At 50.6% G+C, this 13,147-nt stretch carries 15 protein-coding genes; 4 read left to right on the top strand and 11 right to left on the bottom strand.

Annotated elements, in window-relative coordinates; genetic code table 11:
• Positions 1-5: 5 nt before the first annotated feature.
• The 3 genes from EXY25_RS03285 to EXY25_RS03275 all read right to left on the bottom strand — a co-directional run bounded on the left by EXY25_RS03285 (position 6) and on the right by EXY25_RS03275 (position 2,202).
• Positions 6-593: a DUF4234 domain-containing protein gene (locus EXY25_RS03285; protein ID WP_130565694.1), complete on the bottom strand. Its 588-nt coding sequence runs from the start codon at positions 591-593 to the stop codon at positions 6-8.
• A gap of 102 nt (positions 594-695) precedes the next feature.
• Positions 696-1,046 (bottom strand): DUF4870 domain-containing protein, encoded by a 351-nt coding sequence (locus tag EXY25_RS03280; protein ID WP_114336447.1) that lies wholly within the window; start codon positions 1,044-1,046, stop codon positions 696-698.
• 175 nt (positions 1,047-1,221) lie between these two features.
• Positions 1,222-2,202: an endonuclease/exonuclease/phosphatase family protein gene (locus EXY25_RS03275; RefSeq protein WP_130565693.1), complete on the bottom strand. Its 981-nt coding sequence runs from the start codon at positions 2,200-2,202 to the stop codon at positions 1,222-1,224.
• Positions 2,203-2,421: 219 nt separating this feature from the next.
• Between EXY25_RS03275 and EXY25_RS03270 the strand changes: the two genes are divergently transcribed.
• Positions 2,422-2,844: a biotin/lipoyl-containing protein gene (locus EXY25_RS03270; RefSeq protein ID WP_114336449.1), complete on the top strand. Its 423-nt coding sequence runs from the start codon at positions 2,422-2,424 to the stop codon at positions 2,842-2,844.
• Positions 2,845-2,889: 45 nt separating this feature from the next.
• Positions 2,890-3,111 carry a hypothetical protein gene (locus EXY25_RS03265; protein ID WP_114336450.1) on the top strand — a complete coding sequence of 74 codons (222 nt, stop codon included), beginning with the start codon at positions 2,890-2,892 and terminating at the stop codon, positions 3,109-3,111.
• Positions 3,112-3,422: 311 nt separating this feature from the next.
• On the opposite strand, the gene EXY25_RS03260 is transcribed toward EXY25_RS03265, so the two are convergent.
• From EXY25_RS03260 to rsxA, 8 genes are all read right to left on the bottom strand, one after another.
• On the bottom strand, positions 3,423-3,959 hold the full coding sequence (locus EXY25_RS03260) for a flavodoxin (protein WP_114336451.1): 537 nt from the start codon (positions 3,957-3,959) through the stop codon (positions 3,423-3,425).
• A 306-nt stretch (positions 3,960-4,265) separates the two neighbouring features.
• Positions 4,266-4,529, bottom strand: coding sequence for an RnfH family protein (locus tag EXY25_RS03255; RefSeq protein WP_199405132.1), 264 nt, complete (start codon positions 4,527-4,529; stop codon positions 4,266-4,268).
• Positions 4,529-5,212, bottom strand: a complete 684-nt coding sequence (locus tag EXY25_RS03250) for an electron transport complex subunit E (RefSeq protein ID WP_114336453.1) — start codon at positions 5,210-5,212, stop codon at positions 4,529-4,531. Before EXY25_RS03250 ends, EXY25_RS03255 begins: the two co-directional genes overlap by 1 nt.
• Positions 5,209-5,835, bottom strand: a complete 627-nt coding sequence (rsxG, locus tag EXY25_RS03245) for an electron transport complex subunit RsxG (protein ID WP_114336454.1) — start codon at positions 5,833-5,835, stop codon at positions 5,209-5,211. The genes EXY25_RS03250 and rsxG overlap by 4 nt, the downstream gene beginning before the upstream one ends.
• Before the next feature lie 8 nt (positions 5,836-5,843).
• Positions 5,844-6,845 carry an RnfABCDGE type electron transport complex subunit D gene (locus tag EXY25_RS03240; protein ID WP_114336455.1) on the bottom strand — a complete coding sequence of 334 codons (1,002 nt, stop codon included), beginning with the start codon at positions 6,843-6,845 and terminating at the stop codon, positions 5,844-5,846.
• A complete protein-coding gene (rsxC, locus tag EXY25_RS03235) occupies positions 6,845-8,353 on the bottom strand; it encodes an electron transport complex subunit RsxC (protein WP_130565692.1) in 1,509 nt (502 codons plus the stop codon). Before rsxC ends, EXY25_RS03240 begins: the two co-directional genes overlap by 1 nt.
• A 9-nt stretch (positions 8,354-8,362) precedes the next feature.
• Positions 8,363-8,899: an RnfABCDGE type electron transport complex subunit B gene (locus tag EXY25_RS03230; RefSeq protein WP_114336457.1), complete on the bottom strand. Its 537-nt coding sequence runs from the start codon at positions 8,897-8,899 to the stop codon at positions 8,363-8,365.
• 22 nt (positions 8,900-8,921) lie between these two features.
• Positions 8,922-9,506 (bottom strand): electron transport complex subunit RsxA, encoded by a 585-nt coding sequence (rsxA, locus tag EXY25_RS03225; protein WP_114336458.1) that lies wholly within the window; start codon positions 9,504-9,506, stop codon positions 8,922-8,924.
• A gap of 407 nt (positions 9,507-9,913) precedes the next feature.
• On the opposite strand from rsxA, the gene nifL reads away from it, so the two are divergent.
• Together nifL and nifA are read left to right on the top strand one after the other, a co-directional pair.
• The gene (gene nifL / locus EXY25_RS03220; protein ID WP_165419239.1) at positions 9,914-11,476 is read left to right on the top strand and encodes a nitrogen fixation negative regulator NifL; all 1,563 of its coding nucleotides are present in this window, start codon (positions 9,914-9,916) and stop codon (positions 11,474-11,476) included.
• A 2-nt stretch (positions 11,477-11,478) separates the two neighbouring features.
• Positions 11,479-13,047 carry a nif-specific transcriptional activator NifA gene (gene nifA / locus EXY25_RS03215; RefSeq protein WP_114336460.1) on the top strand — a complete coding sequence of 523 codons (1,569 nt, stop codon included), beginning with the start codon at positions 11,479-11,481 and terminating at the stop codon, positions 13,045-13,047.
• Positions 13,048-13,147: the final 100 nt, after the last annotated feature.

Below are 13,147 nucleotides of genomic sequence, written 5' to 3'. Positions count from 1 at the left end.
GGGTGTTACTGCGCTGAAATGATATTCAACGTGATCAACAATCCGAAAATAACCAAAAACCAAAGCAAGGCACCGAGGAACAACCAAAGACAATTAAAAACAGTGAGGGTGCGATTTGAATTTGCGGCGGGGTCATTGCAAGCGATATTTGCCCTGATCTGACCTTGTAGCAGTGCCCAGCAGATAATAGGGATAAATGCCAAGCTTGAATATGCCAATAGTGGCACAACAATCTCATTGCTTGCCAATTTGTCTAAAAGCCGACCAAGTATGGTCAACACCACAAAAACGGTAGCCGCAAAGCTTAGCGACTTACGGGCTGGATGGTTACCTTGTTGGTACTTATCGTCAATAACGCCAAACAGGGCATGGGTGAAGAAAATGGCGAATATAGCCCGAGGGATTGGCCAGATGTTGTCGTTATTGTGTTTTTTAAACAGACTCCAATGCTTATAAAACCAGTAGATAGAGTAAAAACCTAGGGTACCAATAAAAAGGATGACAAACTTTAACGGTGATACGACGTAGAACTCTTGGGACACTTCCGTGTTTGTATTGGAGATCTCTGGTGCTGCATTGAGAACCTCTTCCATCTCAATTTCCTCATTTTGATTTTTGTCTGTGTATCTGCCGAAAGTTGGTGACGTTAAAAACCGACAGCATTGGCTGTCGGTTTGACGTGTGTGGCAAACAGGTTATTTGATCAAACGGATCGCAAAGGGGACACGGAATGGCTTGCCACTCGATGCCGCGATAGCTCCCATGATACAAAATACTAAATGACAAATACCCACGACTGGCATCAGTAAAGCGCCGATCACGACAATCACCAAAATGGCTGATAACAGGTAACCGATTGCAGCAGTAATTGACCAGTTCAACGCTTCTTTTGCCTGATCCTGCAGGTACGGATCATCTTTCTTGATGAGGTAAAAAATAAGGCCCGGAATAAAGCCAAAAAAGATCGTACCGATCCATGTCAGTAGCGCCATGTTTTTAGTGTCTTGAGAGATCTCTGCCTCTACTTCTGTTATTTCGTCACTCATTTGATTTCCTTTCTTGTATTCCCGATGGTGGCTTGCATTGTATTTCGCAATCAGCACCACTGATTTGTCATTGCTACCTGCTTTACTCTAAAGCCTGTTTGAAATCATATCTATAACCTTATTAGTTGTGAGTTCAAACATTTGCACGCCAATGTCCGAAAAATCAGCTTTCTGGCTATAGATTAAACGTGGCAATAAAAGGTGCGTGATCTGATTCGGGATACTTGCTGTCATAAGAGAATGGCAAACTCTCGTCATGCAGGTTTTCGTTGTGTATCTCTGCGCTGATAAAGCAGGTTAACAACGACTGTGAAATGAGCATATGGTCGAGTAGGTTTTTCTGGCCGTGGTGTAGATGGCTAAACTTTGTTGAATCGGCGATATTTCTGCTGCAAGAGATCAACACGCGGTCCCGAAGGTTTAGGTTGTTGGTATTTTCCACTGCGCCGGTCATCGCCTCGATCGGCACTTCGCCAGGCGCGGCGTTAAAATCACCGCACACTACTATTTTTGCGTCAGGATCGGCATCGAATATCTGATCTACCAAAATACGCGTTTCAAGCGCTTGCCCCACGCGTTTTATTGATGACAGGAAATAGCCCTCAGCCCATCCTGCCGCGCTATGCCAGCTAAAGCCGTTCTTTTGACCTGCAACATTGGATGCCAGTCTAGATTTTAAATGCAGGTTAATCATGTGAAGTTTAGAGCCATCGGGCAATAGCAATTTGGTATGAAGAATAGGGCGTTCCCAGCTCAGATCTTTGGCTTCCATTTCTGGTGGGTTAGCGGTGACTTTCCGATACGACAGCTTGGCGATGTGGTCATTGCGATATTGATATTCGGCCTCAATTTCAAATTTAGAAAGGATCACTAAATTGCGTTTGTCGTAGGGCGTGTTTTGGGTTTTGGTAAATGCCCGATGATAGTGTTCGTATTGGGTGCCTGCCAACACGGTATCAAGCGCAGATAAAACTCGGCTTGGATTATGACTGGTATGGGCGGATGTTTCCTGACCATGAACTTCCTGTAGACAAATAATATCTGCGTTGATGCGCTCGAAAGCAGCTTTAAGAATTGGCACGCGTTGATTCAGACTGGGATTAGTTTCGTCTGCTGGCGTATCTAAATTTTCAACATTAAAGGTTGCGATCCGCATGACGGCATCCTTGTGCCTTAGTGCCGATGATTACTCAAACTATAGATCCCTCGTCTGCCTTTTGGTTGACTTGTATGCTTTGCATAGTCAAATTAAGGCGGAAGAGGTGCACCTGCAAGCCAGTTTTGACGCTGATTACCTGCAGTACAAAGCGCGTGTGCGTAGATCGATTTAGCTCCTGTTTAAGAAAGTGGTTATTTAACGTTGAAGGACTAACGCATGGAAGTCATTGTTCCGGAACTCCCTGAAAGCACTACGTCCGCAAAGGTTAGTGCGTTGAATGTCCGTTGCGGAGATTCGGTTGGCTCCGATCAAATACTCGCAGAGATAGAAACCGACAAAGTTATATTGGAAATCGTCGCTCCAGCAGCTGCAGTGGTAGCAGGGATAAATGTGTCCGCGGGTGACTTTGTCGAATCTAAGCAGCTTTTATTGGTGCTTTCTGATGTGGTTGAACATGGATCCGTTGATCTGCTAGAGGCAGATTCAGTGGATGTGCGTCAGGGCATCTCAGTAAAGCTCGAGCAAGAATACCAGCAAAAGAGCGATTCAAAAGGTAACCGGCAAGGCCACGGTTTGGGTATGATGCTGTTGGGTACCATGGTTATTGGTGCCATGTTAATTATTATTGGGCTGCAATAATCTTGTGGCTAATTCTAAGTGGAAAATGAATCAATTGAGTGACGGATGTTAAGTAGAAAGTTAGTCACCGCAGGTGTCATCATTGGGGGCCTGGCCGCAGCCTTGGTCATGTTTATCGCATGGCAATACAGCCCTCAGTGTGAGTTTGATTGTGAGGGCAACGTCGATTGGCGCAACCTGTTGATGCTGGGCGGCGTGAGCTTTTTGCAGGTATTTGTGTTTGTTGTCTGTTTGGTACTTTTTATTCGGGCGATTAAACGCTTGTAACGTGCTTGTCCTCTCTTTGAGTCAATCATCAGTTTCGCTAAGCCCTTAGATTAGGTGGGATTACACGGGGTTTAGTCGATGAACTAGAGTGTCGGTTTTGCTAGATAGCGACGTGTAGTGAGGATGGATGGTAGCGAGAACGGACTTAACGCCATCGCCTCGATTGGCAGCGGTGCTTTGTTCCCGTATGGCGTTCAAGTTGTCAGCCATGGCATGTTGAATAGCTATTGATAGAGCGTTCTGTCCACCAAGCGGCGTCAAAAACGAGTGAAGGCCGCTATAGCGGCCTTCACTTAGGGCTTAGTTGGCAACTAAACCAATTCACTTTCCAACTGTGCTAACCAGGTGGCCACACGATCAGCGGTCAGATCGCTTTGATTGTCATTATCGAGTACGAGACCGACAAAACGACCATCTTCATCAACCGCTTGTGATTCATTAAAGGTGTAGCCATCTGTCGGCCAACTACCGATGACTTCTGCACCACATTCATCGACGGCGTCGTAAAGCTCGCCCAGGGCGTCAACGAATTCGTCTGGGTAGTTCACTTGATCGCCTAATCCATAAAGGGCGACTTTTTTTCCTTCCAGATCCAGCTCGTCGAAGTTGGGCATAAACTCTTCCCAGCTTTCTGTCTGACACTCTGACGACAATCCGGGCAGCTGCCCTTCACCTAGGGTGGGAGTGCCGAGGATCAAAACATCGTAGCTGAGCAGGGTGTCTGCATCGATACGGTTAATATTGAGTGGTTTATCGGCCACCTCTGCGCCCAAACTGTTGAATATCTGCTTGGCGACTTTGCGTGTATTGCCGGTGTCGGTTCCGAAGAAAATGCCTACTTTTGCCATGGTCTGAGCTCCTTAAATGCCTGCCAAAAGGCAGCAAAAACATATCTAACTATGATATTGCAATAAGGTTGCCATGCTTGTTGTGAATATAACTCATTGAATTTATTGGTGGAGTGACTGATGTTGGTACGGCTGATGTGGCATTGTCATACGACATTGTCGGAAACAAGACAGTGGTCGTGTGGGAGCAAACATTTTGCCAAGATACGCTTTGGCAAAGTTGCTGCGCGGTCTGAGATGACGACGGCAAAAAAAGGGACGCTTTGACGCGCCCCGACTGCTCAAACTATGACGGTGTAGATTGGATTATTCGTCGTCATCATCGTCTTCCGGTGGAAGCCAAGTGGTAGGGCGATATATCTCCACTCTGTCACCTTCCACCAGTCGTGTCTCTAGCGTGGCTAGCTTGCCGAAAATACCGACTTTCTGTTGGTCTAGCTGGATCTCGGGAAACAGCTCCTGCAGGCCAGAGCGGTTAATCGCGCTGATCACGGTCGCATATTCAGGCAGATCTAGATCCATCCACACCTGTTGTTCAGGCAGAGCGTAAGCGATACTGATACGCATCATTAACCTCCTTCTACGGCAGTGACGAGTTTATTCTTGGCTGCTTTTCTCGCCGCGATATGTTGTTCGAGTAAACGTTTCGCGGACAACATGCCACCTAAGATCAGGAAGCCGCCGGGGGGCAGGATCAGCAGCAGGATGCCACGATAATCGGGGATAATGACCATCTCTAGAAACGCAAAATGTTTTCCAAGCAGCAAACTGGCGTTGGCAAATAAGGTGCCGGCGCCAAATAGCTCTCGAATGCCACCCATCAATACCAGCACCCAGGTAAACCCCAGTCCCATCGCCAGCCCGTCGGCTGCCGCGGGTAGTATGGCATTACGACTGGCAAACGACTCGACGCGGCCAAGAATGGCGCAGTTGGTAACGATTAATGGAATAAACAGCCCTAACACTTTATGTAATGGGTGAAGCCAGGCATTGAGCAGTAGATCTGTAATGGTAACCAGCGTTGCGATCATCAGAATATTGACCGGAATACGCACCGCACGGCTTATCAAGGGGTTAAACAGTGAGGCCAGTACGTTGGCTGCAACCATCACCACCAGTGAGGCCAGGCCTAGCCCCAAACCATTGGTAGCACTGGTTGTCACCGCCAGCAAAGGACACAAAGCTAAACTTTGTCCCAAAACCACATTATTGTTCCAGAAGCCGTCGGCAAAGATTTTACGGTAATCACTCATGGCGTTTCCTCCGTTGGGGAGAGATCTTGCTTGAGGGGGAGATCTTTAAGTGCGCGATGAACGCCGTTAACGATCGCTCTTGGGGTTATGGTGGCACCGCTGAATTGGTCGAATTCGCCGCCGTCTTTGCGAACGGCCCATTGCTCGTCACCTGTATTGCCAAGTGAATGGCCGTCAAAAGCGAGTATCCAGTCACTTTTGGCCAGTTCGATTTTGTCCCCTAGGCCAGGCGTTTCAGCATGGGACAGCACTCTTACGCCAAGGATCTCGCCCTGAGGATCGGTACCGATCAGCAGTGAGATGGCACCGGCATACCCCATCGATTCTGTTTTAAGTACATAGCCTGTGACTTGGCCTTGTGCATTCATTGCGGTGAACATGGCGTAGTCGTGGCCTTCGGTACTGAAATGCTGTTCTGATTTAAGGATGTCGTTTTGATATCTTTCTAAAGGCATTACTTGCGCCAACCCTGCTAACTGATCTTCCTCTGCGCGCATGGCGATTGCCGGCGCGGTCAGCAGGTTTGTCAGCAGCAGGCATAGTGTGGCCGTGCCCGTAGCACCGGCGAGCAGTGCCGTTTGATAGCTGAGTGTGTCACGCATTTTTTCGATACAAGGCAACATAGGTCCTCCTAGACACTCAAGCGGCTGCGGGTACCAAAGATCTTCGGCCGCAGGTAGTGGTCGATGATTGGTGTGGTGGCATTCATGATGAGTACGGCAAAGGCGACGCCTTCCGGGTAACTACCAAAGCAGCGGATTAACCAGATCAACAGGCCGCAACCTATGCCAAATACCCATTGCCCTTTAGGACTGGCGGGAGAAGTGACCATGTCGGTTGCGATAAAGAAGGCGGCCAGCATGGCGCCTCCAGAGCAAATATGGGTGAGGGCAGACGCATATTCGCTGGGGTTAACCAGATGGGCGATAGCGGCGGGAACTGCCAGACCAAGTATTAACGCTGTAGGCAGAGGCCAACTGATGACACGGCGCCATAACAAAAATAGCCCACCGCAAGCCAATAATACTGCGCTGGTTTCGCCCAAACTTCCGGCATGATTACCTAGCAGCAGTGCCTTCGCTGAAACCCCAATGTTGCTGTGTGCAGCCAAGGGGGTGGCGGCGCTGACACCATCAATACCGTTACCAAGCCAGCTGTCGGTGAACGCCAGTCCTTCAGGAGTCATCAGTGGAGCCGCTGTTTGATTCCATGACGTGAGTTCGACAGGGAAACAGATCAGTAGCATTACCCGCGCCAGCATTGCAGGGTTGAACAGGTTTTGCCCCAGTCCACCGTAGATCTGCTTGCCTACCATAATGGCGAACAGAGAGCCGCTGAGCGCGACCCACCAAGGTGTTGATGGCGGCAAGCTCATCGCTAGCAGCCATCCAGTGAGCATGGCTGAGCCGTCGACGGCACTGTGCCAAGGTTTGTTTTGTGGAAGCAGGCACACTGCTTCACAGATCACTGCGCTAACGCAGCAAACTAACCACACCTGAAATGCTGGCAAACCGAACAGATAGAATCCGTACAGCGTAGCGGGCGTGAGCGCGAACAGCACCAGAAACATCAGCTTGGTGGTGCTTTGGTTGCTGTGACTATGGGGACCGGAAACCGCTGCAAATTGCACCATTATGATTCTCCTGTGGTTTTACTGGCTCTGGGGGCACGTTTGCGCCGTGGAGATTTGGCTGCTTTTGCTGCCTTCGCTGCTTTTTTCTCTGCCGCCTCTTTCGCTAGCCGCAGTTGGCGTGCCTCGGTTAATTGCCGTGCTTGGCCAGATTTGTTGGTCATGGCGCGTTGCGCATTGAGTGCACCGCGGGCGTGTTGGAAATACTGCACCAATGGGATATTCGATGGGCAAACATAGCTACACGCTCCGCAGAGCAGGCAGTGATCTAGGCCAAACTCCTTGGCCCCCTCAAAGTCTGATACGCGGCTATGGGCGGACATCTGAAATGGCATTAGCCCCATCGGGCAGGCATTGACGCAGCGGCCACAGCGCACACATTCGTGACTCTGCTTCGGGCGGACTTCCTCTTCGGATAGCGCCAGTAAGCCGCCAATGCTCTTATCGATAGGAACAAATGGCGATGGCAGCGCTTGCCCCATCATCGGCCCTCCGGCAACCAGACGTGCGGCTTCCATTTTTAAGCCACCACAAGCAGCTAATACTTGTGATACCAATGCGCCAATTGGCACAACAATATTGGCTGGCTGTTCGACGGCTCCCCCAGAAACAGTGATCACCCGTTCAATGAGTGGTCGTTGATAGCGCACGGCGTGGAATACGGCTCGCGCAGTGGCGACGTTATGCACCAGCACTCCAATGCTGGTACTGAGCTGTCCGGCGGGTACTGCTTTGCCTGTGACCGCTTTGATCAGATGGCGTTCTGAACCCATGGGGTAGAGGCTAGGTACTGACTGAATGCTGACCTGTTCTGCTTCGCTACAGGCGCTGGTGAGCGCTGCTAATGCCGCGGGTTTATTGTCCTCAATGGCGATAATGGCCTGCTTGCAGCCAATGGCTTTCACCATCAACTCTACGCCGGTAACAATTTCAGGCGCGTATTCGCGCATTAGACGATCGTCACAGGTTAGATAGGGTTCGCATTCACCGCCGTTAATGACTAGCGTGTGAACCCCATTCTGTGCTGCGAGGCGGAGCTTGATACCGGTCGGGAACCCTGCGCCACCAAGCCCAACCACACCGGCCGCTAACACCCGTCGAATAATGGTTTCAGGTGATAGTTCAAATGGATTGCATGGCTCATGGGGGATCCCCCAGCGCGGATCGTCATTGGCATCAATCACCAAGGTTGCGCCTTTCAGCCCCGAGGGGTGGGCGGTGACATGGGGTTTAATTTCCCGTACTACGCCATTGACTGGGGAGTGCAGGGGAACACTCATATCACTGGCACCCTTGGCCACTAACTGGCCTTTGTAAACGGTTTCCCCTTCATTGACGATGGTATGCAGCATGGAGCCATTGCGCTGCTGTAGCCCGAGAAACACCTGCTTTGGGTGGGGCATCGTGGTAATCGATGAGTGCTGCGACAGCTCTTTATAGCCAGTGGGATGAATACCACCACTAAAGGGTTTGCGACTCAGGGAAAAACCTAGCTTATCGAATGAGAACATGGGCCACTCCTAGGCAACGTTGGGTTTCGGCCATTGCCATGTGTGGATGGCGGGGGTCACTGGTTGCATGGTTAAGCAATCTTGTGGGCAAGCTTTTTCGCATAGGCGACAACCGGTGCAGACCTGGCTAATGACGGTGTGCATCTGTTTGCTAGCGCCGACGATGGCGTCAAACGGGCAGGCTTTGAAACAACGGGTACAGCCAGAGCACTGACTTTCATCTATGTAGGCTACCCACTGGGTGTCATCGCCTTTGGCGGTGAGGTCTACGCCGAGTAGTTTGGCAATACTGGCCGCCAGGCTATTGCCTCCGGGTGGGCAGCAGTCAGGTCCTAGCGCACCAGCGACCATTGCCTCTGCGGCCTGACGACATCCAGGCTCGCCGCACTGGCCGCATTGACCCCCAGGTAATAACGCTTCGAGGTCATCTACACGGGAATCACTTTCTACTTTAAATGCCCGTGATGCCCAACCCAACAGAGCACCCAGCAGGGCACCAAGGGCAATGAAACAGCTAACAGATATGATCAATGTAAAAAGGCTCATGGTTAACTCCTTTAAGCTGTTGTTAGCTTGCCTTTACCATGCCGGCGAAGCCCATAAAGGCCATCGACAACAGACCTGCAGTAATAAAAGCGATAGGTGCCCCTTCGAATACTGCGGGTACTTTCGCTAATTTCAGTCGCTGCCTGAGTCCAGCAAACAGCACAATCACCAGAGTGAAACCGAGGGCAGAGCCAAGCCCGTAGACCAGAGTTTCGGTAAACGACATCTGCTCCTGAACGACTAGTAGTGCCACGCCAAGTACGGCGCAGTTGGTGGTAATTAGGGGAAGGAAGATCCCTAGGGACTGGTAAAGCGCGGGACTCATCTTCTGTATATACAACTCGGTGAACTGCACCACTGCTGCGATCACCAGAATAAATGCCAGGATCCGCATCACGCCTAAATCGAGGGGCTGCAACAGGGTGCGTTCAATCACCCAGGCTGATATTGCAGCGAGGCAGAGAACAAACGTGGTGGCCAATCCCATCCCTAGCGCGCTGTCGATTTTGTTGGATACCCCCATAAAAGGGCAGAGGCCGAGAAACTTAGCTAGCACCACATTGTTGACCAGTGCTGTACCGACCAGCAGTAGGAAATAGTCGCTCATAGCAGGGCTCCTGTTTAGATGAAGAAAACACAGAGATACCCAAAACCGGATTAGGGGGAACGTTGGGTACCACCTACTGCGTTCGTTGAAACCAATCGCTTGGCCTACTGACAGCTCCTTATCCCCTCTGCATGGGCTGTGCCATTGCTCGGCGTGCATCATCAAAGTGCGTTTTTCCCTTTGCTGGTGCGGTGTTAACTGGGGATATGAATAGAACGGCCCATCGATAGGCGTACTAAATGCGACAAATCTTAAGGTTAATTTGTGTGGGTTTGTCACAAATCAAACAAAGGCTTCTTTAGCTAAGCCCTTGCATACCTTGGCACCGAGATGGGAACGGTGATTGCAGTTAGGGATAACCATGAGCGATGTCGGTGACCTCGCACTTATGTGTGGTGGAGGAAAGGATGAGCAAACAGCAAGAAAGTGCGGTGATAGATATGACTCCGTTTTTTAATGGCGAAGTGGGCAGCGAAACAGCCGTTAGCCAATTCATTCAAACCGTAGAACAGGCGCCGATGGCGATTTCCATCACCGATACGGATGCCAATATTCTCTACGTAAACCCCTGGTTTTGTCAGACCACTGGCTATGGGTTGCAGGAGATTAAAGGTGAAAACCATTCCATCCTGAGTTACCGAACAACCCCTGCAGAGGTTTATCAAGGGTTGTGGAACCAGTTAAAGAAAGGGCGCAGCTGGCAGGGACGGTTAATTAATCGGCGCAAAAATGGTGAACGCTATTTGGCCGATGTGATCGTAACGCCCTTGACCGATGGTGAAGGTGAAACGACCCACTTTCTGGGGATCCACCGGGATGTCACCGAAACCCACGAATTGACCACCAAGCTGATCAATCAAAAAACCTTGGTTGAGGCTGTGCTCAATGCCGCGCCAGTGGCCATTGCCCTACTTGATGAAAACCAACAGGTTGTGCTCGATAACTTAAGTTACAAAGCGTTGGCAGCAGATTTTCAACAAGAGCCGGCGAAACAGATCATCGCCAAATTGAAAGAGGAACTGGGTGAAAATGCCACCGAGCAGCTGCGCACACGGCGCTTTGTTGAAGGACACAGTCTGAGCTTGGAGTTAAAGCAGTCTCGGGGCGAGCGCTGGTTCTACTGCAAGTTGTCGGGGTTCTCTGCGGCAGACAGTGGCGTGGATGATTACTTTGCGCCCACCGCCAGCGATTATCTGGTGTTGACCATCAGCGAACACACCAAAGAGAAGCGGCATCAGGAGCAGCAACGGGTGTCGGAACTGCAGAGGATGACGGCTGAGTCGGAAATGATGCATGTAATGCAGGAGACGTTACATGCTGCTATCCACCAGATGCAGGGGCCGATAAATATGATTGAGGCGGCAGTCACCGTGCTTACTGGCCGTTCCGGTAAATGTCCGGGGTTAGAAGCGATGGAGATGGCGCTCAAATCTGGCGCCGATGCCGTTGACCAGCTGCGTGATGCATTGCCGGATAGACCACAAGAGGCGCAGCAGCCGGTAAATATTAATCAGCTGGTACATGATGTGGCGGCGTTGAGTACCCAGCGACTGTTAAAAACTTCGATTCCGATGCAGCTCAAGCTGACCGCTACGCTGCCTTCAATTAATGGCCAACCGAGCCGGTTACGTGTGGCGATTAAGCAGCTGCTGGACAATGCCATCGACGCTATCGAGTTTGGTAAGCCGCAAAGCCGTGAGATCGAAATCCAAACCTATATGGACGATGAGTCCGTGGTGGTGCTGATTGATGATAGTGGTCCCGGTGTGCCACAAGCCAACAAAATCAAAGCGTTTCAACCCTTTTATAGTACCAAACCTGTTGCTTCAAACGGCGCCCGTGGCGTGGGTTTGAGCATAGTACAACAGGTGATGAATGAGCATTGTGGCTCCACGTTACTGCAGCGCAGTCCTTTAGGGGGCTGCCGAGCCGTTATCAGTTTACCGCGACGTGAAAGAGACAGGAGTTAGCCATGGATACGCTATTAACTCGACCGGAAAAAATTGCGGAAAAGCATCTTTCTGCGCTGTACAAAGTTAGCAGCCTGTTAGGCAATAGTCTCGACTATACGCAGACGGTAAGTCAGGTATTGCAGGTGCTTCATGATGACGCGCTGTTAAGCCATGGCATGTTGGCGCTACTGGACAGCGAAAGGGAAATGCTGGTGATCGACGCTTTGCATTCACCGGAACAAGACGCCAATCAACAGACTGGCACAGTGCGATATCGCGCTGGTGAAGGGATCATTGGTAGTGTGGTGAGTCAGGGGCAACCGATTGTGCTGGCCAGAGTATCTGATGATCTGCGATTTGCCGATAAGCTAGCACTGTATGCGCTTGATAAACCGTTTATTGCTGTGCCGTTGAAGCAGCGTGATGGCACGGTACATGGGGTATTAGCCGCGCAGCCAGAACTCGCCAGTACCGAATTGTTGGAGCATTTCACACGACTGGTAGAGATGATCGCCACGCTGATCGGTAAAAATGTGCTATTGGCAAAAAATGTCGCCGAGCAGAATGACAACCTGGTCGCTGAGCGTGATCGTTTGCGGCGCAAAGTGCGCGGCAATTACAGCTTCGACAATATGGTTGGCCATACCCGTTCAATGCGCAAGATATTTGAGCAGGTGCGCTTGGTATCGAAATGGGACAGTACCGTATTGGTGCGGGGTGAGTCAGGCACGGGTAAGGAATTGATCGCCAATGCCATTCATTATAACTCGCCACGAGCAAACGGGCCTTTCGTTAAGTTGAACTGCGCTGCACTGCCAGACAACCTGTTGGAATCGGAACTGTTTGGTCATGAGAAGGGGGCGTTTACCGGGGCGGTAAAGCAGCGTAAAGGTCGATTTGAGATGGCCGATGGCGGCACCCTGTTTCTTGATGAAGTGGGGGAGATATCAGCAGCGTTTCAGGCCAAGCTTTTGCGGATCCTGCAGGAGGGAGAATTTGAGCGGGTTGGCGGTACGCAAACGTTAAAGGTTGACGTGCGTATTGTTGCGGCAACTAACCGTAATCTTGAAGATGAGGTGCGTGCCGAACGGTTCCGGGAAGATCTATATTATCGACTCAACGTGATGCCTATCTACCCGCCACCGCTACGGGAGCGTATTGAAGATCTGCCGGAGTTGACCAAGTTTCTGATTGAAAAACTGTCCAAGGTACAAAACCGTGAGCTGTCGGTGACCGATGGCGCGATCCGTACCATGATGGGATATCACTGGCCAGGTAATGTCCGTGAGCTGGAAAATATGCTGGAGCGGGCGTCCATCATGAGTGAAGAGGGCAGTATCGATCAGGATTTGATCATGCTTGGCGGCGTTGATGCGCCGATGAAACTCTCTTCTTCTGCGCCTAACTTGACTGCCACTTTAGCTAAAACGGACCTGGAAGATCCTGAAATAGATGAACGTGAGCGGGTGGTTGCTGCATTGGAACAGGCGGGTTGGGTGCAAGCGAAAGCCGCGCGCTTGCTGGATATGACTCCAAGACAGATCGCTTACCGAATACAAACGATGAATATCAGAATGCGACAACTCTAATGTCAGGTACCTCACAAATGTGATGTTTGTGAGGTACATCACTCTCGAGTCCTTTCTTAACTTATTGAAAAATAACTATTAACGTGTTGGCGGGTCCTTT

The sequence above is a fragment of the Corallincola spongiicola genome, from assembly GCF_004284785.1.
Lineage (GTDB): Bacteria > Pseudomonadota > Gammaproteobacteria > Enterobacterales > Neiellaceae > Corallincola > Corallincola holothuriorum.
The sequence above is the reverse complement of the archived record's forward strand: the minus strand, read 5'-3'. Positions and strand labels throughout refer to the sequence as shown.